The sequence below is a fragment of the Bacillus sp. CR71 genome (assembly GCF_003429245.1).
GTDB classification, from domain to species: Bacteria; Bacillota; Bacilli; order Bacillales; family Bacillaceae_G; genus Bacillus_A; species Bacillus_A thuringiensis_S.
Genome location: NZ_CP031748.1, coordinates 5,720,804 through 5,744,645, shown reverse-complemented (window position 1 = coordinate 5,744,645; position 23,842 = coordinate 5,720,804). Strand labels below are relative to the sequence as shown.

Genomic DNA, 23,842 nt, shown 5'->3' with positions numbered 1-23,842 from the left:
CCATTAAGAAAGGAGCTCAAAGGCACGTGTTGGCCAATCGGTAATGATGACATCTACACCATAATCAATCATAGTTTGTAAATCTTTGTATTCGTTAATTGTATATGGACGGAAAACATATCCTTGCTCTTGTGCTAACTGCACAAATTCTTTCGTTAATAGCTGGAAGTTTGGATGTAATCCACTTGCTTCTCTATGTTTTGCTTCGGCAATTGGATCAGCAATCGGTGTATCATATAAAATTGCTCTTGGAATTTCAGGAGCAATTTCTGCTAATAATGAAACAGAGTCATGGTTAAATGATGAAAATACAATTTGATTTGAAAGATGATATTCACGCACAAGTGCAACAACTTTTTCCTCAATATTTGGGTAATGAATAACATCTGTTTTTAATTCAATATTTAGTTGTAAGTTCGTTGTGGAAAGCCAAATGAAAACCTCGCGCAACGTTGGAATTTTTGCTTCTTGGAAAGAAGGGGCTTTATGGCTACCAGCGTCCAATGATTGTAATTCCTCTACCGTTTTTTCAGAAACAAGTCCAACGCCATTTGTTGTACGATCGACGGTTTCATCGTGAATTACGACAAGTTCACCATCTTTTGATAGGTGGACATCGAGTTCAATTCCGTGAGCGCCAATGCGTTCAGCTTCTTGGAAGGCAATCATCGTATTTTCGGGATGTGTTCCTTTTACTCCGCGGTGAGCAAAAATAAGTGGTTTACTCATATGAAAATCTCCTTATTATCTCTTTTCTTTCATTATGAAACTGCTTTAGGGAAAATACAATTGAATATGACAAACATTTACAAAAGTCTAACAGTTGCAGAAAAGTTAACGTTAACGTAAAATGTAATAATTGAGTGAAGGGAGGAATAAACATGTATAAAATTGATGAAGTAACAAAGCAAGTCGGTTTAACAAAACGTACACTTCGTTATTATGAGGAAATTGGTTTAATTCATCCCCCAGAACGTAGTGAGGGGAATATTCGTCTGTATACGGATGAGGATATTGCCAGAATTAAAAGAATTGTAGAAGCGAAAGAAGTGCTAGGAATCACACTTCAAGAAATGCAACATTTCTTATCACTAAAAGAAAGAATGGAGCAAAGAAGAAATAGCGAGAACCCTCGTGATCGTGAAGTGATTCAAGAAATTAAAGATATGCTTGAAAAACAAGTGCAAACGTTAGACGAAAAAATGGAGCAAATGCAACGTGTAAAGGCAGAACTCGAAGATAGTTTACATCGTGCAGTAACATTTTTAGAGAGCACAAAAGGAGAGTAATCAAAATGGAGAGCAAACAAAAACTAGGGAGATTGATTACAGTGGTAGCTACCTTTCTTGCCTTTTCGGGTATAGGGGTAGTTGACCCAATCTTGCCGATTATTGCTGAGAAAATTGGTGCAACGCATTGGCAAGTTGAAATGTTATTTACCGCTTATATTTTAACGATGGCAATCATGATGTTACCAGCTGGTATATTTGCATCGAGATTTGGTGATAAACGAATGATGACAATCGGTCTTGCAATTGTGACTGTATTTGCGTTTATATGCGGTATATCGCAAACGATTGCTCAATTATCTCTTTTCCGTGCTGGATGGGGATTAGGAAATGCGATGTTTTTTGCGACAGCAATGACACTGTTAATAGCATTAAGTAAAGAAGTTCATGAAGCAGTAGGATTATACGAAGCAGCTATCGGCTTAGGTATGGCTGGGGGGCCGTTATTGGGTGGAATACTAGGTGGACATTCTTGGCGTTATCCGTTTTTCGCGACGAGTATTTTAATTTTCTTAGCATTTATTTTAGTATTCTTTTTTGTAAAAGAACCAGAGCGAAAGGTGAAGCGTAAGGCTGCTGGCGTAGGGGAATTACTTAATTTGGTGAAGTATAAACCATTTATGCAAGGTGCTATTTCAGGGATGCTATACTACTACGGATTTTTTGTTGTGTTAGCATATTCACCACTTATTATGCATTTATCAGCTATTCAATTAGGATTTGTATTTTGCGGATGGGGACTGGCGTTAGCTTACGGTTCTGCAATTTTAGCACATAAGCTAGAAGGGAAATATGAACCAAAAACATTATTGAAGGGGAGTTTACTCGTATTTGCGATTTTCTTAATTGCACTATTCTTTGTGAAAATTATGTGGTTACAAATTACTCTTATCGTTTTATCAGGATTGGCATCTGGCTTAAACAATGCATTATATACAAGTTATGTAATGGATATTTCACCTTATGAAAGATCTGTTACGTCAGGTGTTTATAACTTTGTTCGTTGGTTAGGTGGTGCGATTGCTCCAATTTTATCAGGAGTTATCGGGCACACAGTTTCACCACAAAGCCCATTTTTAGTTGGGGGAATTGTTGTGTTAGTTGGTTGTATTATGATCTTAATTCCAATTCGTAAACCAGTAGAACTAGAGAAGAAAACCCTTTCTTAAGAAAGGGTTTTCTTTATACACATATGTTAGAACCCTCTGACTAAAATATATTTTCGGTATTTTTGTACTTTTAACTATACATTTTGGATGTTTTGTTTTATTTTTGTTAGGGGACATTAATGATGTCCCTATTATAAATTTGCATTGAAAGGCGTGATTGTACGATGGAACTATGGTTCACTGAAAAACAAACAAAACATTTTGGGATTACGGCGCGTATTAACCGCACATTACATACGGAGCAAACAGAATTCCAGAAACTTGATATGGTTGAAACGGAAGAGTTCGGAAACATGCTTATTTTAGACGGCATGGTTATGACAACAGAAAAGGACGAGTTCGTTTATCACGAAATGGTAGCGCACGTACCTTTATTTACACATCCAAACCCTGAAAACGTATTAGTTGTTGGCGGCGGCGATGGCGGTGTTATTCGCGAAGTGTTAAAACACCCAAGTGTAAAGAAAGCAACTCTTGTTGAAATCGATGGAAAAGTAATTGAGTACTCTAAACAATACTTACCATCAATTGCAGGCGCATTAGATAATGAGCGTGTAGAAGTAAAAGTAGGAGACGGTTTCCTACACATCGCAGAAAGCGAAAATGAATACGACGTAATTATGGTAGATTCTACTGAGCCAGTAGGCCCAGCAGTAAACTTATTTACGAAAGGTTTCTACGCTGGAATCTCTAAAGCGTTAAAAGAAGATGGTATTTTCGTTGCACAAACGGACAATCCTTGGTTCACACCAGAACTAATTACAACTGTGTTTAAAGACGTAAAAGAGATTTTCCCAATTACTCGTTTATACACAGCGAACATCCCAACTTACCCAAGTGGTCTTTGGACGTTCACAATTGGATCTAAAAAACATGATCCATTAGAAGTAAGTGAAGAGCGTTTCCACGAAATCGAAACGAAATACTACACAAAAGAATTACACAATGCAGCATTCGCATTACCGAAATTTGTTGGCGATTTAATTAAGTAAGAAATCGAGTTTGAACAAATAAAGTGTAGGTAGCTCATTTAAGGTGTTTGTCCAGAAGACTTGAACATGCTAGCTACTTACACTCCTGTAAAGAAAATCGTCTTCTTATTGTTAAAAAAGAAGACACCGGTAAATCGAGAAAGAGGAGCAGTTCGCTCCAAATTTGAGAAATAATGAAAGGTTGGGATACCTTAAGTTCCACATAAGGAGGAAAAGAATATGCGTTTTGATGAAGCTTATTCAGGTAAAGTATTTATTAAAAGTCATCCAAGTTTTGAAGAGTCAAAGGTAGTTATTTACGGGATGCCTATGGATTGGACAGTAAGTTACCGTCCAGGTTCTCGCTTTGGTCCTGCACGTATTCGTGAAGTATCAATCGGTCTTGAAGAATATAGCCCATATTTAGATCGTGAATTAGAAGAGGTAAAATATTTTGATGCGGGTGATATCCCATTACCATTCGGAAACGCACAACGCAGTTTAGACATGATTGAAGAGTATGTATCAAAACTTTTAGATGCCGATAAGTTTCCACTAGGTCTCGGCGGTGAGCACCTAGTGTCTTGGCCAATTTTTAAGGCAATGGCAAAAAAATATCCGGATTTAGCAATCATCCACATGGATGCTCATACTGATTTACGTGAATCGTATGAAGGGGAGCCTTTATCCCACTCTACACCAATTCGTAAAGTGTGTGATTTAATTGGTCCGGAAAACGTATATTCTTTCGGAATTCGTTCTGGAATGAAGGAAGAATTTGAATGGGCGAAAGAAGTAGGTATGAACTTATATAAATTTGACGTATTAGAACCGTTAAAAGAAGTATTACCGAAACTTGCTGGACGCCCAGTCTATGTCACAATCGACATTGATGTATTAGACCCAGCTCACGCTCCAGGAACAGGAACGTTAGAAGCTGGCGGTATTACATCTAAAGAATTATTAGATTCCATCGTAGCAATTGCAAATTCAAATATAAATGTAGTTGGAGCAGACTTAGTAGAAGTAGCTCCGGTCTACGACCATAGTGATCAAACACCAGTCGCAGCAAGCAAATTCGTGCGGGAAATGCTGCTCGGTTGGGTGAAGTAAAAGTGAAGCCGACTGTTTAGACCCGGTGAATAAGGTTCTTCCCTGCAAAAGGTGCTTTTTACCTTTTAGCAGGGAAGGTTCTTAGACGCAAGGGTCTAGGAGGCGTAACTGGATAGAAATAAAAGCGGAAGCGGCTCGCTCAGAATGTGTCGGTAAGTCGATATATAAAAAAATCGTCGATATAATCTTATTTACCATGGCAAGACATGAAAAAAAGAGTTATTCTCAAAAGGTGAGAATAACTCTTTTTCTTATGCAACTTTCTCTTCCGAATTAACGCCGCGAATTTCATCAGCAGAGCGGATCGGATATTTGTGGAACACAATAGATCCGATGTATCCGATAATAGTGGTAACGATTCCACATAGTACAGCAGCAATCGTTACTTTTATAACGTCATTAAATCCGAATAGGACGAGAAGACCTGGAATCGGTGATGCTGTTCCTGGTGCATTATTAACAAGCTGGAATAGCGATGTAATAATACCGGCAAGTGCACCGCCAACGAAATTTGTCATATAAATTGGAATTGGATTTGCTGAGACAACATCGGCTTGTGTTAAAGGCTCGATTGCTACAGCAATTGTATCTTTCTTTGAACAAATTTTTAATCGTTTAAAGAAAATAAAGTTCATCGGGGCTGAAGCTGCTACGGCAAGACTACCAATTGCCATTGGTAAACCTGTTAATCCAAGCATTGCAGTTAGTGCCATAGAACTCAGTGGAGAGGTAGAAATAACTGTTATTAATCCACCAAGCATAATACCCATAATGATAGGACTCTCTGTAGTTGCAACTGAAATCATAGAACCGATTTTACCAAGTGTTGCGTTAACGAGCGGATCCATAAGCATTGCCATTCCACGTGAGATTGGTGCAGCGATGAATAGGATTGCTAAAAATTCCACACCAGCTGGTAATTTCTTTTCGAGAAATTTCACGACGAAGGCACAAACGTATCCAGCGAAAAATCCTGGTAAAATACCGAATCCACTAGTAGCGATACCAATTAAAACAGCGTATACGGGGGAAACACCGATTGCTAATGCGACTAAAATCGCTGCTGCAACACCGCTCATACTACCAGAAGCTTCTCCTACTGATTGTAAAAAGTCATTGTGAAACATTTCTCCACCTATATAACGGTGAAATGCTTCAATAAGAAAACTTGCGATTGCTGCATTAGCTAAAGCACCCATCGCCTTCATTCCGTAAGGCGCACGGTAACTGAAAAGTGTAAATAGACAAAGTACAACAAGTAATAGTGCTAAACCTTGCAAGATAGCCATTTGAAAACTGTCTCCTTTGATTTTTGTAATAAAAATTCGTATCATTCAATAATAATATAAAAGTGTATGAAACGGAAAAATTTTTTCTTGGGAACTTGCTGTAAGAAAAAATCCCTTACAATAATGTAAGGATTGTGTAAGACTTTTCGATAGAGTATAGTATACCCTTTTCCGTATAATACAGGTATAGACATAACATTAGTGAGAAAGAAGTGTAAAACAGGAGGCGCATGTATGAAATTGGTCATTAAAGTTTTAGCTGTATTCGCCATTATTTTAGGGGGAACAGCGTATTATTTGAATACAAAAACAGAAGGTGTACATGCTTTTGTAGACAACTTCTTTTCAAATAAAGAAATACAAGATTATTATGCGGTTGTAGATAAAGGTGAGAAAAAAGACGGTGAGTATTTGTATACATTTAAAGGGTATACAGAGGACGGAAATCAACAAATTATTAAAAGAATGGTAAATCGTGAATTGCATGCAGGTGCTTTTATAAAAATTTATGCAAAAGGTATGCAAGGAAAAGGATGGGCTGAAATAACGAAAGAGTCAATCCCGCAAAAAGCGTTGCAAAAAATAGAAAAACCATAAAAGGAGCGACTCATTCGCTCCTTTTTTAGTACGCTAAAATAGTGATAGATGTCTTTTCTTTGTTAGAAATAATTTTTGCACGTCCACCAATTGGGAAAGTGAAAATCGGGGTTGTATGCCCGAAACTTGCGTTTGCAATAATAGGAATATGTGCAAGTTCAGGTTTTGAAGCAATCATTTCTTGAATGTCCGCTATCGTACATTCTGCTTCTTTTTGCATTCTTCCTATTACAATACCTGTTATATGTTCAAAATTAGGTTGCTGCATAAGGGAATGTAGATAGCGATCAAAAGTTTTAAGTGTCGATTTTCCTGTTAAACTGTCTTCTTCAAGGAATAAAATTTTGCCCTTTAAGTTTGGCATATATGGTGTGCCTTGTAGTAAATTAAGTGTGCTCATATTGCCACCGATAATTTCTCCTGTCGCTTCCCCCTTTTGAATTGGAACATACCCTTCATTTTTAATAAATTCTCGATTTTCCTGATCCATATACCAAGAATCATCGCTCCACGTTTCCGCCGGAATGATTTCAATAGGCTCATTAGCGGTTAAGCATTGTAAAAAGTAATCAGCCGTGTAATGGAGTCCTTTTTCCATTCCAAATGAAGAGAAGTGGGGACCTGAATATGTAACGAGACCCGTTTTTGCGTAAATTGCATTATTTAAGGCAGTAATATCAGAATAACCACAGAAAAATTTTGGGTTTTCACGAATTAAATCAAAATCGAGATATTTCAATAAACCATTCGAGTTGTATCCGCCAAGTGTAGTTAAAATAGCTTTTACATTAGGGTCTCTAAATGCTTCATGGAGGTCTTGGACGCGGGAAGAAATAGAAGAGGAAGCAAATCGATCTATCTCATCGGCATATTTTGAGAATGTCACTTGAAAGCCCATGTCAGTTAATCTTTTTATAGCAAGTTTTCTATTTTCATTTGAAACAATACTTAAACTACAGGATGGTGAAATCACGCGTATTTCATCACCCTTTTTTAACTTTGTTGGTATCATTGAATTCACCTCTATAATTAAAAGAATATTTAGATTTAAAAAATATTTTATCATATGAAATAAAGTAGGAGGGAATTATTTTTTGAAATGGAGTTTTCCTGATTTTTCAGCAGACAGACAGCGTCTTTTTTTGATATGATAGGAAAAGTGATTTATTATAAGTAGTATTTAATATCTATAACATTTGAAAGGTGTGCAAGACGTGAAGAAACAACTTGCAGGCTTGCCGGTACACGTTCATTTCGTAACAGAAATCCGTGAAGGGGCGAGGAAGGAAACCGTTGCTTTTGAAGCAAATGGTCAATACTATGTAAAAGGTCAAGGTACATATGTAACATTCCAGGAGCCGAACGAACAAGGCGAAGTGAAAACAATTATTAAAATTCAAGATGAACAAGTTCTCATTATGCGTTCAGGTGCTATTTCTATGCGTCAGACGCATGTGAAAGGTGAATGGACAACGGGTACGTATACGAGTGAACTTGGTACGTTTGCACTGCAAACGAAAACTGATAACGTTCTTTTTAAATGGTCGGATGAAAAGAAAAAAGGACAACTCTTCTTAACGTACGCATTGCTTCTAAGTGAACAAGAAGCTGGCAGATATACAATTACAATTAATTTGAAGGAGGCAAAATAATGAATTCCTTAGAACAGGTAAAAGGATTGATTAAAGAAGAAATTCAAGCTGCTGTATTAAAGGCAGAATTAGCGACAGAAGAACAGATTCCAAACGTTGTATTAGAATCTCCAAAAGATAAAACAAATGGTGACTTCTCTACAAACATGGCAATGCAACTTGCACGCGTTGCGAAAAAAGCACCTCGTATGATTGCAGAAGAACTAGTTGCAAACTTCGATAAAGCAAAAGCTTCTATTGAAAAAATCGAAATCGCTGGTCCTGGTTTTATTAACTTCTATATGGATAATAGCTACTTAACAGATTTAATTCCAACAATCGTAAACGCTGGTGAAGCTTACGGTGAAACGAACACTGGTAAAGGTGAAAAAGTACAAGTTGAGTTCGTATCTGCGAATCCAACAGGTGACCTTCACTTAGGACATGCACGTGGTGCGGCAGTGGGTGACACTTTATGTAACGTATTAGCAAAAGCAGGATACGATGTATCTCGTGAGTACTACATTAATGATGCCGGTAACCAAATTCATAATTTAGCTCTTTCTGTTGAAGCTCGTTACATGCAAGCTTTAGGTTTAGATAAAGAAATGCCAGAAGACGGTTACCATGGTGCGGATATCATTGGAATCGGTAAACGTTTAGCTGAAGAGTTTGGCGATCGTTATGCAAAAGCTGATGCTGAAGAAAGCTATGAATTCTACCGTTCATACGGTTTGAAATATGAGTTAGCAAAACTTCAAAAAGACTTAGAGAGCTTCCGTGTTAAATTTGATGTATGGTTCTCAGAAACATCATTATACAAAAACGGAAAAATCGATGCTGCACTTACTGTATTAAAAGAGCGTGACGAAATCTTTGAAGAAGGCGGAGCAACTTGGTTCCGTTCAATGACTTACGGTGATGACAAAAACCGTGTATTAATTAAAAATGACGGTTCTTACACATACTTAACGCCAGATATTGCTTACCATCGCGATAAATTAGAGCGTGGTTTCGATAAGCTAATCAACATTTGGGGTGCTGACCACCACGGTTACATTCCTCGTATGAAAGCTGCTATTCAAGCGCTAGGTTACGATAAAGAAACACTTGAAGTAGAAATCATCCAAATGGTACAACTATACCAAAATGGTGAAAAAATGAAAATGAGTAAGCGTACAGGTAAAGCAGTTACACTTCGTGAGCTTATGGAAGAAGTAGGCGTGGACGCAATGCGATACTTCTTCGCAATGCGTAGTGGTGATTCTCATTTGGACTTCGATATGGACTTAGCTGTATCAAAATCTAATGAAAACCCAGTATACTATGCACAATATGCTCATGCTCGTGTATGCAGTATCCTTCGTCAAGGTGAAGAGTTAGGATTAGCTGCAGATGGAGACGTGAATTACAAACTTGTTACTTCTGAGAAAGAAGTAGAGTTACTGAAAAAGCTTGGTGAATTCCCAGCTGTAGTTGCGGATGCAGCACAAAAACGTCTGCCACACCGCATTACAAGCTATGCATTTGAATTAGCAGCAGCATTACACAGCTTCTACAATGCAGAAAAAGTATTAAACCAAGATAACTTAGAATTAAGTAAAGCTCGTTACGAGTTAATGAAAGCAGTACGCACTACGCTTCAAAATGCATTAGCAATCGTAGGAGTATCTGCACCAGAAAAAATGTAATGAAGAAAAGCGGAGCCGACTGTTTAGTCCCGAAGGCTAAGGTTCTTTCCCACAGAAGATGCATTTTATCTTCTCGTGGGGAAGGTTCTTAGACAGAAGGGGCTAGGAGGCAGAGCTGGACATAAAGAAAAGCGGAAGCGGACTTTCGTTTTTAAATAAAAGGCAATCACATGATGTTGTGATTGCCTTTTTGTATGGAGATAATAAAAAAATAAAATTTTATCAAACAAAAGGATAATTTGCGTCGTCTTATATAAATGACAGGAGGCTTATGATGGAAGAAAAGGTAGAAGAATTAATTGATATATATAAGCAGCAAATATATTCCTTATGCTATAAGTTAGCGAAAACGAAAGAAGATGCGGAAGATATTTTTCAAGAGACGTGGATAAAGGTTTTTTCATCAAGGCATCAACTTTCCTATGTGGATAATTATAAAAAATGGATTGCTACAATTTGTGTTCGTACGTTTTATGATTTTTATCGTAAGAAAAAAAGGTGGAAAGATCGAATATTGGATTTGTTTCATAAAGAAGATGGTGGAGAAATAGATTTCGCAGATGAAGTAAATATATCAGAAGAATGTATTCAAAAAGTGGAAGCGGAAATGATACGGGAAGTTATACAGTTATTGAATGAAAAGTATAAAACTGTGCTCGTACTCTACTATTATGAACAATATTCTTATAAAGAAATGAGTGAAATATTAAATATACCGATTGGTACAGTGAAATACCGCCTTAATTATGCGAAGAAGCAAATTCGAGAACATTTGGAGGGGTTCGTTTATGACGGAAGATAAGTTTGATCAGAAGATAAAAAGTAGCTTAGCGGGAGAGATGGTTCCTAACGAAGAGCTAATAAACCATACGAAACAGAGCGTGCGAAATGCTCGAAAATTAGAAAAGAGATGGGTTGTTTTCATTCATGCTATTTGGATGATTGTATTAACAGTCACCCTAGAGCAGTTTGTTAGTCATTTGGATCATAAAATATCTGTCATTATAACGATAGTTATTATGATGCACATATACATTCCTATATATGTTGTCATACAGGCATTTTTAAAGAAGGAGTATAAATTACATGATAGGGTTCGCTAATCCATTTGTAGTATTTGAGATAGCTGGGATTACAATGTTTTTGGCTTTTATAGCACTTTTAGTATGTGTAGCATCATGGGTATATACAGATGCGAAAACGCGTGGAATAAGTAAGTGGTGGAGTGTTATAGCGATTATATTGCCATTTTTTATTGGAGTTTTGTTATATATGACACGCAGAAATAGCCGGAAAGTAGAAGGAGAATATACGATGAAGGGTATGAAAAAGCAAAAGGTAACATTAGTTGTTATATTTGCAAGTGCGATGTTTGTATTACTTAGCGGCTTTGCTTTCGTTCAAACGTTAGATGATATGTGGAGAGCTGGTGATATATATTTAGAAAATGAGAAGAAAGGGGAGACAAGTTACGAGGCAAAATTCTCATCATGGGATATTGCTGGGAAAGATATTGAACTGGAGTATGCAAAAGATACAGAAGTAACATTTTCTTATGAAACAGATGCAAAGCGTGGTAACTTATGCTTTAGCTTGTATGAAAGACAAGGAGAAGGGATAAAGGAATTAAAGGAGATTTGTGAATCGAAAAAAGGTACTTTTAAAGCTACATTAAAAGCAAATGAAAAGTATGTATTCAATATAAGTGGTTTAATGGTGAAAGATGGTTTTGTAAAAGTGAATTGGGAAGCAAAATAAAGGGCCCCTGAGAAAGGCCCCTTATTTTATTGGATTGTATAAGTAACAGAAAAACTAACAGGACTATAGTAAACGTAAGGTGCATGAAATTGAACATACATATTTCCATCTGTTTTTGCAGTGAAAATTCGGCCGTAACCATCAGAATAACGCCCAATAAGGTTATGATTTGAGTCATAAACACTGTAACTAGGAGTTTTGCTGTTAGGATGAATTGTTAGTTCTTGTCCTTTTTGAAGGAAAATAGGTTCTTGTTCAGAACTACCTCCAGTTTGCAAAGAATAAAATTTTGTAAAGCTTTGTTCTTGAGCGGCAGCAGCGACTTTTGTTTCAGGAATAAACGCGGTAGCTCCGGTAATTCCTGCTAAAGTTAACGCACCTACTAAAATCATTTTTTTCATAATAGAAAAAGCCTCCTTATTAGTTGTAATCGGTGTTGTTACAGTTAATATTGTATACGATAATGAGTAGGATAAAATATGCTTTTATGCATATATATTTTTTCTCAATAAAAGACCACTGATAAAAATCAGTGGTCTTTTATTGATTAAGCAGCTTTCTGCTCAGTTTGAGTAATAGGTTTTTGAAGCGAGTTATAAACTCCTGTTCCGATAACGTCTAATGCCATTTTCATTCGTTCAGGTGAAATGTTTTCTAATACGTTATCTTGGGGTGTATGGTATACCTTCTCGATATGATAGATTAATGGATTCCAACTATCGACACCCATCCAAATAAATAGAGCAGCAGGAATACCAGCTTCAGCAAACGGTACGTGATCACTGGATCCAAATTTCCCTTGAAGAACGAGGTCATTATTTAATTGTTTACCTGCTTGCAAGGCAGCATCTGTTACAAAGTTTGTAGAGCCATCAGGTGTCATAGCGTATAAATTCTTTGCTTTATCATAATTTGTTGCAACCATATCAGCATTAAAGACGCCTAAAATACGGTCACGTTCTTTTTGGGATAGACTATTAACGTAATAATCCGAACCAAGTAATCCAGTTTCTTCAGAACCAAAGGTAATAAAGCGAATTTCTTTATCAGTTTCTACATTTTGAAAAGCACGAGCTAGTTCTAATACTAATCCAGTTCCAGAAGCATTATCATTTGCGCCAGGTGCTCCAACAACACTATCATAGTGCGAGCTTACAACGACTGCTTTTTCATTACCTGTACTCTTTTTTGGTTTCTTTTTTGCGATAACATTTAGAGATTTTAATTTAGATTCATGTCTCGCTTTTAGGGAAAGAATTGTTGTCTCTTTTTTAGTGATTTCTTCTTTAAATGCATTTCCTTGCGCATAAGCAAGACCAAAGACAGGGATAGATTGCTTTTTCGTTAGGCGGGGATTGAAGGTTTGTCCATAATTTCCGCGTCCGCCAATTAAACTGTATAAAAGAACACCTTTTGCACCTTTGCTAACAGCATTTTCAACTTGTTTATTATAATCTGTAACTGTCGTTCCTCTTTCAAATAAAACAATTTTACCTTTTACTTCATTTGGAATATCTTCTAATTTTGTCCCACCTTGAACAAAGATAAGGGGAGCTGTAATAGCTTCTGTAGATATTAGTGCATTAGGAGCAGCACCAGCTTGCCAATTACGTTTTGTTGATAGTGGTGATTCAATGAATCCAACGTATTGATCGGGCACCTGAAATGGCTGATATTCTACGTCATAACCCATTGATTTAAGCTGCATACCAATGTAACGAGAAGCCCATTCTTCGGATTTTGTTCCACCGGGTCGAGGCCCAATTGTTTCAGATAAGAAACGAACATGTTCAATGGCGCGGTTTGGATCAATTTGTTTTGTAATAGATGGAGTTTGTGGAACTTCTGAAGTGGAATCCGCTTTTGCTTGCCCAATTGGAGCTAAGCTAACAGCAAGTGATATAGCAAGCAAAGAGCTTACTATTTTTTGTTTCAATGATTTGCTCATTTTTTCCTCTCCTATTCTTCTATTCTCTCTGACTGACAAAAGAAGACGGATAATGACTTTATTTTACCTTTGTGTCTTTTATTTTTCAATATTCTGACATTGAGAAATAAAAACAATATATGCATATTTGCATATTTTTGAGGGAGATATGTATGCTATCATTTTAAACGAAGGTTCGCTTTCTACTCTGAAAGCCCCTACATTGCATGAATCTAGTGTACCCAAACTTTAGATTATGTAGAGGAATGGAACCACTGTAGGGTTTCATTCCTCATGTTTGAATCAGTTGATGGTAATTATGTTTCCGCATTTCATAATTATTATCAGTGATATATGTAAGGCATCCATATGAAAATACGAGGCTGTTCAAAGGTTTTCCGTACTTTTGGGCAGCCTCACCCCGTTAAAAGGACGATACTTTATGTATCGTCCTTTTTGTATAAAAAAACACCCAATCAATTGAGAGATTGATTGGGTGTGAAAAAATTATTAATAATTTTTTTTGCGTTTTTTAGCTAAAATACTTAATAATCCAGCTAGTAGAAGAACGATACCTACTGTTTGTGTAGGATCTTCTTTATGACCTGTATTTGGAAGGTGCTTATCCGTATTTCGATCATCTTGCTGTTTGTTATCTGTTTCATTTGATGTTTCTTCGGAAGTTCCGTTTTTGTGTTTCTCAGATGTTTCATTGCCTTTGTTTTCTTCTTTATTTGGAGGAGTAACTGGCTTGTCATCTCCACCTGACGAAGATTCAATCTTTTTATTTGAAACTGTAATTTGTAGTGGTGTAGCTTGGGCTTTATCAATTGTAAAGTTTATTGGTGATGCATCTAATTGATAGCCTTTAGGAGCCTGTGTTTCTACTAATTGATAATTACCAGGTTTCAAATCATTTACGATTACTTTTCCGTGTTGGTCTGTTTTTAAACCTTCTCGGATGATTTTTCCATCTTGGTCTAAAATATTGAAAATGGCACCTTCAAGTGTTCCATGGTGATCAATATCAACTTTAGTTAACTCAATTGAACCTGTTGTTAAACTATTTAAAGCTGTAACAGAGGTAATCTGAGATTGTCCTTTCGTAATTGTGAAAGGAATTGGTTTAATGTTTAAATCATAGCCAGTTGGAGCTTTCGTTTCAATGAACTGATAATCTCCTGGACGTAAATCAGAAACAGAAATCTTACCATCTTTATCAGTAGTTAAATCAGAATGAACATCCTTACCGTTCATATCTACAATTTTAAAGATAGCCTCTGCAAGAGTAGTACCATCGATGTCATCAACTTTAGTTAATTCAACTGCGCCTTTAGTTAAGCTGTTAGTAGCAGTAACAGAAGCTTTAGCAGTTTGACTCTTTTCAATAGTAAACTTGATAGGATTTTGATTTAAGTCATAATGCTTAGGAGCTTTCATTTCAATGAACTGATAATCTCCCGGACGTAAATCAGAAACAGAAATCTTCCCATCTTTATCAGTAGTTAAATCAGAACGAACATCCTTGCCGTCCATATCTACAATTTTAAAGATTGCTCCTTCAAGAGTAGTACCATCGATGTCATCAACTTTAGTTAATTCAACTGCGCCTTTAGTTAAGCTATTCGTAGCAGTAACAGAGGCGATTTTTTCTTGGCCTTTTTTAACTGTGAACTTAATAGGTGTTTTGTTTAAGTCATAGTGTTCAGGAGCTTTTGTTTCGATAAACTCATAGTCTCCTGGCGGTAATTCATCCACAACTAAACGGCCGTTTTTATCAGTAGTTAAATCGGTACGAACATCGTGTCCATCCTTATTAACAATTTTAAATACTGCACCTTCAAGTGTTGTGTTTTGCTTGGCATCATCAACTTTAATTAACTCAACACTACCTTTCGTTAAGCTATTAATAGCTGTAACGAAGACATGCTTTGTTGGACTTCTTTCGATTGTGAACTTAATTGGTTCTTCATTTAAGTCGTAATGTTTAGGAGCTTTTGTTTCAATAAATTGATAGTCTCCTGGTTGTAAGTCTTTAGCGATGATTTTTCCATCTTTATTGGTAACTAAATTCGTACGAATGTCGTTACCGTTCAGATCAGTAATTTTAAATACCGCACCTTCTAGCATTTCTTTCTTATCTATAGAGTCAACTTTCGTTAATTCCACGCCACCTTTTGTTAGGCCATTCTTAGCAGTAACAGAAGCGTGAGTTAGTTGACTTTTTTCGATAGTGAAGCTAATAGGTGTTTTATTTAAATCGTAATGCTTAGGAGCTTTCATTTCAATGAATTGATAGTCTCCTGGGCGTAAGTTCGTAGCAGTAATCTTACCATCTTTATCAGTAGTTAAATCAGTGCGAACAATTTTACCTTTCGCATCGATGATGTTAAACACTGCATCAGAAAGTTTTGTATCTGGATTTATATCATCCACTTTTATTAATTCTACAGCACCCTCAGTTAAGCTATTTGTAGTAGTAACTTGGAGCTTTTCTTTTTGGCTTTTCTTAATTGTAAACTTAATAGGTGTACTATCTAATTTATAGTGTTCAGGAGCTTTCGTTTCAACAAACTGATAGTCCCCAGGACGTAAATCAGAAACAGAAATTTTTCCATGTACATCTGTTGTAAGCTCAGTGCGAATGTCATTACCATTCAGATCAGTAATTTTAAATATCGCATCTTTAAGAGCGGTACCATCAACATCATCCACTTTAGAAAGCTCCACAGTGCCTTTCGTTAAGCTATTTGTAGCTGTAACAGAGACAGGCTCAGCTTGGCTCTGTGTGATTGTGAATGGAATTGGCTCTTTGTTTAAATTGTAGTGTTTCGGAGCCGTTGTCTCGATGAATTGATAATCACCAGGACGTAGGTCAGAAACGCTAATTTTACCTTGTTGATTCGTAACAAGATCTTTGCGAATTACAGTACCATTCATATCTGAAATTTTAAATACTGCGCCTTCAAGAGTAGTGCCATCAACGTCATCTACTTTAGAAAGTTCCACGCCGCCTTTTGTTAAACTATTTTTCATAGTAACGGTAGCGATATCTTTTTGGCTTTTTTCAATTGTAAATATAATTGGTTTTTTGTCTAAATCATAGTGTTCAGGAGCCGTTGTTTCAACGAATTGATACGTACCAGGACGTAAGTTTTCGACAACGATTTTACCTTCACTGTTTGTTTTTAAATCTGTTTTAAGTACCTTGCCATTTTGATCTAGTAAATTAAATACCGCATCGGCAAGTTTTGTTTGATCGTTTAAATCATCAACTTTAAGTAATTCGATACTACCTTGTTTTAAGCTATTTGTAGTAGTTAAAGAAATAGATTTCTTCTGTCCTTTTTCAATAGTGAATTTGATTGGTGTTTCATCTAAAACATAATCCTTAGGAGCTTTCGTTTCGATGAATTGGTAATCACCAGGACGTAGGTCGTTAATTTCGATTAGTCCTTGTTCATTTGTAACAAGGTCTTTATGAACTACATCACCGTTCATATTAACAATTTTAAATACTGCATCTTTAAGAACAGTGGCATCAACATCATCTACTTTAGAAAGTTTAACAGCACCCTTTGTTAAAGCATTTGTAGCAGTGACATGAAGAGCTTCAGTTTGGCTCTTTTTAATTGTAAATACGATAGGTTTTTTATCTAAAACGTAATGTTCAGGAGCAATTGTTTCAACGAATTGATACGTACCAGGACGTAGATTTTCAACAACAATTTTACCTTCATCATTTGTTTTTAAGCCTTCTTCAACTAGCTCTCCGTCTGCATCTAATAAATTAAATACGGCGTTAGCAAGTTTTGTATTTATATCAATATCGTCAATCTTTGTTAGTTCAACGCTACCTTTTTTCAAAGCATTTTTACCTGTAACATTGATCTCTTTCGTTTGACTTCTTTCAATTGTAAACGGAATTTGTGTTTCTTCTAATACATAGTGCTCAGGAGCTTTTGTTTCAATGAACTGATAGTCTCCAGGGCGTAAATCAGAAACAGAAATTTTTCCGTTTTTATCTGTAACAAGATTCGTATGAACTTCCTTACCGTTCATATCAACAATCTTAAAGATTGCACCTTCGAGCATCGTACGATCGATGTCATCGATTTTTGTTAATGTTACTGCACCTTTCTTTAAACTGTTAGTAGCAGTAACAGTAATATTCTCTTTTTGACTTTTTTCGATAGTGAACGGAATAGGCTCTTTGCTTAAGGTATAGTCTTTTGGAGCTTTTACTTCAACAAATTGATAGTCTCCAGGACGTAAATCAGAAGCAGTAATTTTACCGTTTTTATCAGTCGTTAAACCTTTGCGAATTACCTTTTTAGTATCATGAGCGTCAACGATTATAAATTCTGCACCTTCAAGAGTAGTGCCATCAACATCATCAACTTTTGTTAAAGTGACGCCACCTGTAAGTAAACTGTTTTTTACAGTAACAGGGATAGGAAGATCTTCCTTACTACCTTTTTTAATTGTGAACTTAATAGGTGTTTGATCTAATTTATAATGTTCAGGAGCTTTCACTTCAATAAATTGATAATCGCCTGGTGCTAAATCAGGGATGACTAATACTCCGTGTGCATCTGTTATTAAATCTTTCATAATTTCTTTGCCAGTTGCGTCTTGTAATGTGAATACAGCGCCAGCAAGAGCTTTCGCGCTTTCCACGTCATCTTCTTTAATTAATTTGACCTTTCCTTTCGTCAAACTATTTTTGAAAGTAATAGGGATGAGTTTTTGTTGACTCTTTTCAATTATAAATTCAATTGGTTCTTCATTTACATCGTAATAAGTAGGAGCCTTCGTCTCGATTAGCTTATAGTTACCAGGACGTAAGTCATCTACAACTAGCATTCCTTTACTATTCGTAACAAGGTCCGTACGAACATCTTCATTAGTATCTCTATTAACGATTTTAAATACTGCACCTTCAAGTGTTTCCTTTTCATCTGCAGCATTCACTTTTGTTAACTCAATACCGCCTTTTGTTAAGCTGTTTTTAGCGGTAACAGTAGCCTGAGTTGTTTGACTTTCTGTAATCGTAAATTTAATTGGTTTTGTATTTTTGTCGTAATACTTCGGTGCTGTTACTTCGATAAATTTATAATCGCCAGGGCGTAAGCCAGTAGCGATAGCTTTACCATCCGCACCAGTTTTTACATTTTCGCGAATAACTTTCTTTTCATCATTTGCATCAACAATTTTAAATACAGCACCTTCAAGAGCTGTACCATCGATATCATCAACTTTTGTTAATTCAACATCTCCTGGTTTTAAAGCATTTTCAGCTTTCACAAGTAGAGTTTCTTTCTGACTTCTATCGATTGTAAATTCAATAGGTTCTGCTCGTAAAACGTAATGTTCAGGAGCAGCTATTTCAATAAATTTATACGTACCAGGACGTAGGTTACTAACTTTAACTTTACCGTGTTTATCAGTAGTTAAGTTAGTGTGAGGGGAAACGTCATTATTATTTGTATCGACAAGTTTGAATACAGCACCTTCTAGTGGTTTTTTCTCACCAAACTCATCAACTTTTAATAATTCAACCTCGCCCGTTTTTAAGCTGTTATTTGCCGTAACAGTAGCAAGAGTTTGTTGGCTTTTATCAATTGTAAACTCGATAGGGTTTGTACTTAACGTATAATCCTTAGGAGCTTCTGTTTCGATAAATTTATAAGCACCAGGCTCTAGATCTTTAACGGTAACTTTTCCATCTGAACCTGTTTTTATATTTTCACGAATTACTTGTTTCTCGTCATTCGCATCGACAATTTTAAATATAGCACCTTCAAGGGCAGTGCCATCGACATCATCGACTTTCGTTAAAGTGACACCACCTTTAATGAGGTGATTTGTCGCTGTAACAGTAAGTGCTTTCTGTTGGCTCTTTTCAACTGTAAATTTAAGCGGTTTTTTATCTATTTCATAATGTTCAGGTGCTTTTTCTTCAACAAATTGGTACTCTCCAGGAAGTAAATTTTTCGCTTCGATTTGTCCGTTACCATTTGTCGTTAATTTGGTATAACCAGGGATTTTTTTGTTATTTCGGTCCCGTACACTAAATACTGCACCTTCTAAAGTATTACCCTCTTTATCAACTTTTTTTAGGATAGCTGAGCCTCTAATTAAGCTGTTTTGGGCCTCTTTATTAATTACTGTTGTTTGATCTTCCTCGATTTTAAATTCAATAAGTCGATCATCTAATTGATAATGCTCAGGAGCCTTTATTTCTTTTAAGTAGTAAGTTCCTGGTTTTAAATTATCTACAGTAATTTGTCCTTTATCATTTGTTATTAATTCTTTATGTTCAGGAATGACATTATGGTTTTGATCAAGCAGAGAGAAAACTGCATTTTTAAGCTTTTCTTTGTTATGAGCATCGGTCTTTGTAAGTACTACTTTTCCAACAAATTTCTCGTTTTTAAGAGTATATGTTGTAGTTTCTTCTGCACCAAGCTTAACAAGTTTACCTGCTTTTAATTCTTTACTAATGACATAGCCATCAAGAGTTTTCATTTCTCTAAGCAGATATTCATCGCGTTTTAAGTTGTTAAACTGAGCGATACCATTGTCGTCTGTTGTAATTGTTCGAATAGCAGTTGTACCTGTGCGATCGAATAAAGTAAATACTACGCCAGATAAAATTTTATTTGGATCTGCATTATCTACTTTTTTAATTTGAAGGTTTCCGCGTCCCTTAGTAGCAGAACCGCCTCCAGATCCAGAAGATACTTTAACTACTATTTCTTCAATTTTTTCAGTTTCTGTTAATTTCAAACTATTACCAGTAATCTTCGCTTTATTGCTTACCTTTTCATTATTGTCTGCATTAATGAGTGAACGGTATTCTAAAATATAAGCTCGATCAATAGTATGAAGAAATTCAATTGTAAATTGTTGTTTCCCCGTATTGTTGTCTGTTGTTATTTTGAGTTTATAGTCTTTTCCTTCTTTTAATTCGTTTGTTGTATCTTTCGTTAAAGTGCCATCCACGGCTACTGTTGTCCCATATAGGTGGAATGACTTTTCATCGAGAATTTGATTGTCTGTCGGATCGTCTGTTACGACAGCATTTTCAATCGTTGATTGACTTGCATTAATAGAAACGCTCCAATCAATGTACTTGTCATTTTGTTTTGCTTTTTTCGTAACGCCGCTACCACCATTTTTGATCTCGAATGCACCATGAATATTGGCGATAGTTTCCGATCCATCTTTTAATTTGGCGTAATTATCATAGCGCTTATTAATTTCTTCACCTGCAAGTGAAGTTTTAAAGCTGATATGGTACGCTGTTTTAATTTCATTTTTAAAATGAATCGTTAATGTATTTTTATTATCTTTCGTTGCATTTTCTACCGTATATTCGTCAGGGGAAACAAGTGCCCCTAATTTATAACCGTCTGCACCACCAGTTAATTCCATATGATGAATCTCAATGGAGTCTGGTATAAGTTTTTGATTGTTTTCTAGTACGTCAACGATAGAAGGGTCTTTAATAGTCCTGTTATTATAGTTAAACCCTATGTCCCATTTGATTTCTTTCGTTTGGGCATTGTAAGAACCGTATTTAAATCCGTTTCCTTTTGTATAGCCGTCAGGATTGAATCTATCATGAGATTTACTATTTTTATCGTTCCCATTTATATCTTTCCATGATAACTCAGCTGTATTTTTGAATGATTTATTATCATCCTTTTTAGATAGAGTCTCGTAATTAAAGTCTGTTGTGTACGTGATGGTTAAAGTTTTATCCATATTAGACTTATAAATACCAGCTAGTGTTACTTTGAATCCGTCAGCTGTTACATCAAGTGTGTAATCAGAGTCTAATTTCAGTTCAGTTGATCCATCAGTAATTTTGAAACTATCTTTTTGTAATGTAAGTCCACTATAGTCAAACGTATCAGTGATAACAGCATCATTTAACACGTAATTGTTATCATTTACAATAATTGTCCATTTCGTTGTTTTCTTATTGTAATCTGTATCGTTTGCATTTTTATTATGTTTTTTTATGATGTTTTGTTGTTGTAATGTAACTTTGTTTGTTTTACTCCATTTTCCATCTGCAATAATTTTATTTTCGATTTCGCCATCTTGTATAACATCATTCTTGGCTTTCGATGTATAAGTAATCACATAGGCACTATTAATATCTTCATTAAATTGTAAATCAAATCCCTCATCGGTTTCTTTTACAGTAAAGTTTGTAGCGTTGTCACCTGTAACAAGTTTTCCGTTATTATCATAAGAAGCATTTTTAACCACGATAGAACTTGCATCAACTTTATGAGATTTGTCCAAGATGTCTTTTAAAAGCGCATCAGATTGTTTAATCTCTCTCTGGTCACCGTTGAAAGTAATTGTCCATTCAATTGTTTGTGTTTTTGGATTATATTTACTAGTTTTCTCTAGATGTGTACCGCGTGAAACAGTTACAGTTGCATTTGCGGATACATCTCCTTGATTCTTGCTGGATACTTTTGCTTCATTTTTGAAACTAGTAACACTTTCGTCAGTAATTTTTGTCGCATATTCAATTTGATATGCTTTTTTCGTTTCATTTTTAAAAGCGATATTTAATTTATCGGAGGATGAAGTGAGTGTATATTCTTCTTTACTAACTTCGGCTCCACGAGTCGTTTTCCCGTTAATATCTACTTCTAACTCATAAACCTTAATAGAATCTTCATTGAGATTGGCTCCATTTGGAATATTGTCTTGGAAGACAGCGTTTGTAAGAATGTCTTTTGTTTTGTTCATTTCGACTGTCCAATTGATTTGATTCGTATTAATCGGTCTATCAGGTATACCTTTTTTATTCATAGATTTCTTTACATTAGGTTTGAAATCAAGCTCGATAATAACGTCTTGTTCTTTAATTGGGAAAGGAATTTTTTGTTCCGTAGTCCCTTTAATTTTTGTTTTATTGAATTCCGTACCAACTTTTAAATGACCATCTATATTAGGATTGTCTTCAACGTACTCGTTAAAAGTCATAGTTACTTTTCCGTTTAAGTCAACAACGAACGTCCCAATTTCATGTCCAGTTCCATCAACTAAAGGCTGTGTAATGGTGTTATGGACGATAAAATACTCCGGTAGTTGGAAAATATAGTAATCTCCCTTTTTTACTTTTAATGATTCTAAAACTTCCCATGTAAAATCGATATTGGCAGCAGAATCAGGATTTGGACGATTATCTGTATCATTAAATGGTTTTCCGTCTTTATCTGTTAATTTTACGCTTGTTAAAATATTTTCTTTAATTTGCTTAGGTGATGGGTCTGGATTTTCAACAGGTTGCCCTGTTGTGTTATCACCAGGGTTCTCAGTAGGTTGCTGTGTCCCGCCATCTTTTGGCTGTTCAGTAGGCTGCTGAGGATTCCCGTTTTTCGGCTGTTCCGCAGGTTGCTGAGTGTTCCCGTCTTTTGGTTGTTCCGCAGGTTTCTGCTGTGTCTCACCATCTTTTGAATGTTTCGCAGGCTGCTGAGGATTCCCGTCTTTTGGTTGTTCCGCAGGTTTCTGCTGTGTTTCACCATCTTTTGGCTGTTCAGTAGGTTGCTGTGCGTCACCGTTCTTTTGCTCTTCGGTAGTCTGCTTAGCATCATCACTATTAATAGTAGGTGAAGTAGGGTTATCTACTTGAACAGGAACTGAGATAGTCTTAGCTACTGTACCTAGAGGGAAAGTGAGTGGGACGGCTTTTATGCCAGGTTTTAAATCTGGATTGAATACAGTGTCAAATTTAATTTTTCCCTTAACACCTTTTGAATCTTTTACTGAATCGTTAAAGACTATTTTCATTTTGTTATCGTTTGCCGTAACAAAATATTGACCAATAATTTGTTGATCTGCCATCAAGTTTCCTTGTTGGTCATTTTTTACTTTTAATGCGTTAGGTATCTGAAGAACTGTTGAATCTTTTTCTTGTGCAACTTGTTGATCCTTTATTGACCAAGCGTATTCTACTTGAATGGTTGATCCTATCTTTATTAAGTTGTTAGGATTTTTTGCTTCGTCAATAATATGATTCGTTGCATCTTTCATTTCAACAGTGTCAAATAAGGAATCTCCTGTTAAGGTTTCCGCTTTTACTTGATTGTATGGAAAACTAGCAAGCTGCGAAAATAGTACGAATACAATTAAACATACATTGAAAAGTTTTTTCATTTTTCCTCCTCTGAACATTCATTTGTCCATTGGGGACTTATTCCACATGAACAAATGGAATATTAAAAGTATTTGTTATAAGCTATTTGTTTTTGCTATCCCTCCGTTTCTATACGCGTTCTCAGACAAACTGGGTTATGTTCAAAGTAATATTATTTAACGTAAAACAAAATGTATATTTACACAGTTATTTGGAAATATACACAATTCGACAAA

The 23,842-nt window shown here is 35.9% G+C and carries 16 protein-coding genes; 10 read left to right on the top strand and 6 right to left on the bottom strand.

Going from position 1 to position 23,842, the window contains the following annotated elements; genetic code table 11:
• Window positions 1-3 precede the first annotated feature (3 nt).
• Window positions 4-729 carry a glycerophosphodiester phosphodiesterase gene (locus DOS87_RS29075; RefSeq protein WP_081143283.1) on the bottom strand — a complete coding sequence of 242 codons (726 nt, stop codon included), beginning with the start codon at window positions 727-729 and terminating at the stop codon, window positions 4-6.
• Window positions 730-881: 152 nt separating this feature from the next.
• Here DOS87_RS29075 and DOS87_RS29070 point away from each other — a divergent pair, with 152 nt between their 5' ends.
• The 4 genes from DOS87_RS29070 (at window position 882) to speB (ending at window position 4,542) form a co-directional block, all read left to right on the top strand.
• Window positions 882-1,289 carry a MerR family transcriptional regulator gene (locus DOS87_RS29070; RefSeq protein WP_000276560.1) on the top strand — a complete coding sequence of 136 codons (408 nt, stop codon included), beginning with the start codon at window positions 882-884 and terminating at the stop codon, window positions 1,287-1,289.
• Between the two features lie 5 nt (window positions 1,290-1,294).
• Entirely contained in the window at window positions 1,295-2,458 is a 1,164-nt protein-coding gene (locus DOS87_RS29065; protein ID WP_000444235.1) for an MFS transporter, read from the top strand.
• A 164-nt stretch (window positions 2,459-2,622) separates the two neighbouring features.
• Window positions 2,623-3,450 carry a polyamine aminopropyltransferase gene (gene speE, locus DOS87_RS29060; protein ID WP_000424696.1) on the top strand — a complete coding sequence of 276 codons (828 nt, stop codon included), beginning with the start codon at window positions 2,623-2,625 and terminating at the stop codon, window positions 3,448-3,450.
• Window positions 3,451-3,669: 219 nt separating this feature from the next.
• Window positions 3,670-4,542, top strand: coding sequence for an agmatinase (gene speB / locus DOS87_RS29055; protein ID WP_001209831.1), 873 nt, complete (start codon window positions 3,670-3,672; stop codon window positions 4,540-4,542).
• A 251-nt stretch (window positions 4,543-4,793) separates the two neighbouring features.
• On the opposite strand, the gene DOS87_RS29050 is transcribed toward speB, so the two are convergent.
• Window positions 4,794-5,831, bottom strand: coding sequence for a PTS sugar transporter subunit IIC (locus tag DOS87_RS29050; RefSeq protein WP_098577939.1), 1,038 nt, complete (start codon window positions 5,829-5,831; stop codon window positions 4,794-4,796).
• A gap of 234 nt (window positions 5,832-6,065) precedes the next feature.
• Between DOS87_RS29050 and DOS87_RS29045 the strand changes: the two genes are divergently transcribed.
• Window positions 6,066-6,428: a YxeA family protein gene (locus tag DOS87_RS29045; RefSeq protein ID WP_000779933.1), complete on the top strand. Its 363-nt coding sequence runs from the start codon at window positions 6,066-6,068 to the stop codon at window positions 6,426-6,428.
• A 25-nt stretch (window positions 6,429-6,453) separates the two neighbouring features.
• Here the strand turns inward: DOS87_RS29045 and DOS87_RS29040 are convergent, their stop codons facing one another.
• Window positions 6,454-7,440: a S66 family peptidase gene (locus DOS87_RS29040; protein WP_000613237.1), complete on the bottom strand. Its 987-nt coding sequence runs from the start codon at window positions 7,438-7,440 to the stop codon at window positions 6,454-6,456.
• Between the two features lie 202 nt (window positions 7,441-7,642).
• Here DOS87_RS29040 and DOS87_RS29035 point away from each other — a divergent pair, with 202 nt between their 5' ends.
• From DOS87_RS29035 to DOS87_RS29015, 5 genes are all read left to right on the top strand, one after another.
• Window positions 7,643-8,080: a YwiB family protein gene (locus tag DOS87_RS29035; protein ID WP_000744343.1), complete on the top strand. Its 438-nt coding sequence runs from the start codon at window positions 7,643-7,645 to the stop codon at window positions 8,078-8,080.
• Window positions 8,080-9,750, top strand: coding sequence for an arginine--tRNA ligase (argS, locus tag DOS87_RS29030; RefSeq protein ID WP_001086463.1), 1,671 nt, complete (start codon window positions 8,080-8,082; stop codon window positions 9,748-9,750). The genes DOS87_RS29035 and argS overlap by 1 nt, the downstream gene beginning before the upstream one ends.
• Window positions 9,751-10,024: 274 nt before the next feature.
• The gene (locus DOS87_RS29025; RefSeq protein ID WP_000391648.1) at window positions 10,025-10,552 is read left to right on the top strand and encodes an RNA polymerase sigma factor; all 528 of its coding nucleotides are present in this window, start codon (window positions 10,025-10,027) and stop codon (window positions 10,550-10,552) included.
• A complete protein-coding gene (locus tag DOS87_RS29020; protein WP_000133816.1) occupies window positions 10,539-10,853 on the top strand; it encodes a hypothetical protein in 315 nt (104 codons plus the stop codon). Before DOS87_RS29025 ends, DOS87_RS29020 begins: the two co-directional genes overlap by 14 nt.
• Window positions 10,837-11,508, top strand: coding sequence for an ABA4-like family protein (locus DOS87_RS29015; protein WP_000578914.1), 672 nt, complete (start codon window positions 10,837-10,839; stop codon window positions 11,506-11,508). The genes DOS87_RS29020 and DOS87_RS29015 overlap by 17 nt, the downstream gene beginning before the upstream one ends.
• 26 nt (window positions 11,509-11,534) lie before the next feature.
• Here the strand turns inward: DOS87_RS29015 and DOS87_RS29010 are convergent, their stop codons facing one another.
• The 3 genes from DOS87_RS29010 to DOS87_RS29000 all read right to left on the bottom strand — a co-directional run bounded on the left by DOS87_RS29010 (window position 11,535) and on the right by DOS87_RS29000 (window position 23,626).
• On the bottom strand, window positions 11,535-11,909 hold the full coding sequence (locus tag DOS87_RS29010; protein WP_000738257.1) for a hypothetical protein: 375 nt from the start codon (window positions 11,907-11,909) through the stop codon (window positions 11,535-11,537).
• Window positions 11,910-12,055: 146 nt separating this feature from the next.
• The gene (locus tag DOS87_RS29005; RefSeq protein ID WP_000045705.1) at window positions 12,056-13,456 is read right to left on the bottom strand and encodes a M28 family metallopeptidase; all 1,401 of its coding nucleotides are present in this window, start codon (window positions 13,454-13,456) and stop codon (window positions 12,056-12,058) included.
• A 489-nt stretch (window positions 13,457-13,945) separates the two neighbouring features.
• Window positions 13,946-23,626, bottom strand: a complete 9,681-nt coding sequence (locus DOS87_RS29000) for a SpaA isopeptide-forming pilin-related protein (RefSeq protein WP_208730168.1) — start codon at window positions 23,624-23,626, stop codon at window positions 13,946-13,948.
• Window positions 23,627-23,842 lie beyond the last annotated feature (216 nt).

Coding starts and splice junctions, on each gene's coding strand:
- DOS87_RS29045 (WP_000779933.1), top strand. CDS start 6,066: ATGAAATTGGTCATTAAAGTTTTAGCTGTATTCGCCATTATTTTAGGG.
- DOS87_RS29000 (WP_208730168.1), bottom strand. CDS start 23,626: ATGAAAAAACTTTTCAATGTATGTTTAATTGTATTCGTACTATTTTCG.
- speB (WP_001209831.1), top strand. CDS start 3,670: ATGCGTTTTGATGAAGCTTATTCAGGTAAAGTATTTATTAAAAGTCAT.
- DOS87_RS29040 (WP_000613237.1), bottom strand. CDS start 7,440: ATGATACCAACAAAGTTAAAAAAGGGTGATGAAATACGCGTGATTTCA.
- argS (WP_001086463.1), top strand. CDS start 8,080: ATGAATTCCTTAGAACAGGTAAAAGGATTGATTAAAGAAGAAATTCAA.
- DOS87_RS29065 (WP_000444235.1), top strand. CDS start 1,295: ATGGAGAGCAAACAAAAACTAGGGAGATTGATTACAGTGGTAGCTACC.
- DOS87_RS29015 (WP_000578914.1), top strand. CDS start 10,837: ATGATAGGGTTCGCTAATCCATTTGTAGTATTTGAGATAGCTGGGATT.
- DOS87_RS29020 (WP_000133816.1), top strand. CDS start 10,539: ATGACGGAAGATAAGTTTGATCAGAAGATAAAAAGTAGCTTAGCGGGA.
- DOS87_RS29010 (WP_000738257.1), bottom strand. CDS start 11,909: ATGAAAAAAATGATTTTAGTAGGTGCGTTAACTTTAGCAGGAATTACC.
- DOS87_RS29070 (WP_000276560.1), top strand. CDS start 882: ATGTATAAAATTGATGAAGTAACAAAGCAAGTCGGTTTAACAAAACGT.
- DOS87_RS29050 (WP_098577939.1), bottom strand. CDS start 5,831: ATGGCTATCTTGCAAGGTTTAGCACTATTACTTGTTGTACTTTGTCTA.
- DOS87_RS29025 (WP_000391648.1), top strand. CDS start 10,025: ATGGAAGAAAAGGTAGAAGAATTAATTGATATATATAAGCAGCAAATA.
- DOS87_RS29005 (WP_000045705.1), bottom strand. CDS start 13,456: ATGAGCAAATCATTGAAACAAAAAATAGTAAGCTCTTTGCTTGCTATA.
- speE (WP_000424696.1), top strand. CDS start 2,623: ATGGAACTATGGTTCACTGAAAAACAAACAAAACATTTTGGGATTACG.
- DOS87_RS29075 (WP_081143283.1), bottom strand. CDS start 729: ATGAGTAAACCACTTATTTTTGCTCACCGCGGAGTAAAAGGAACACAT.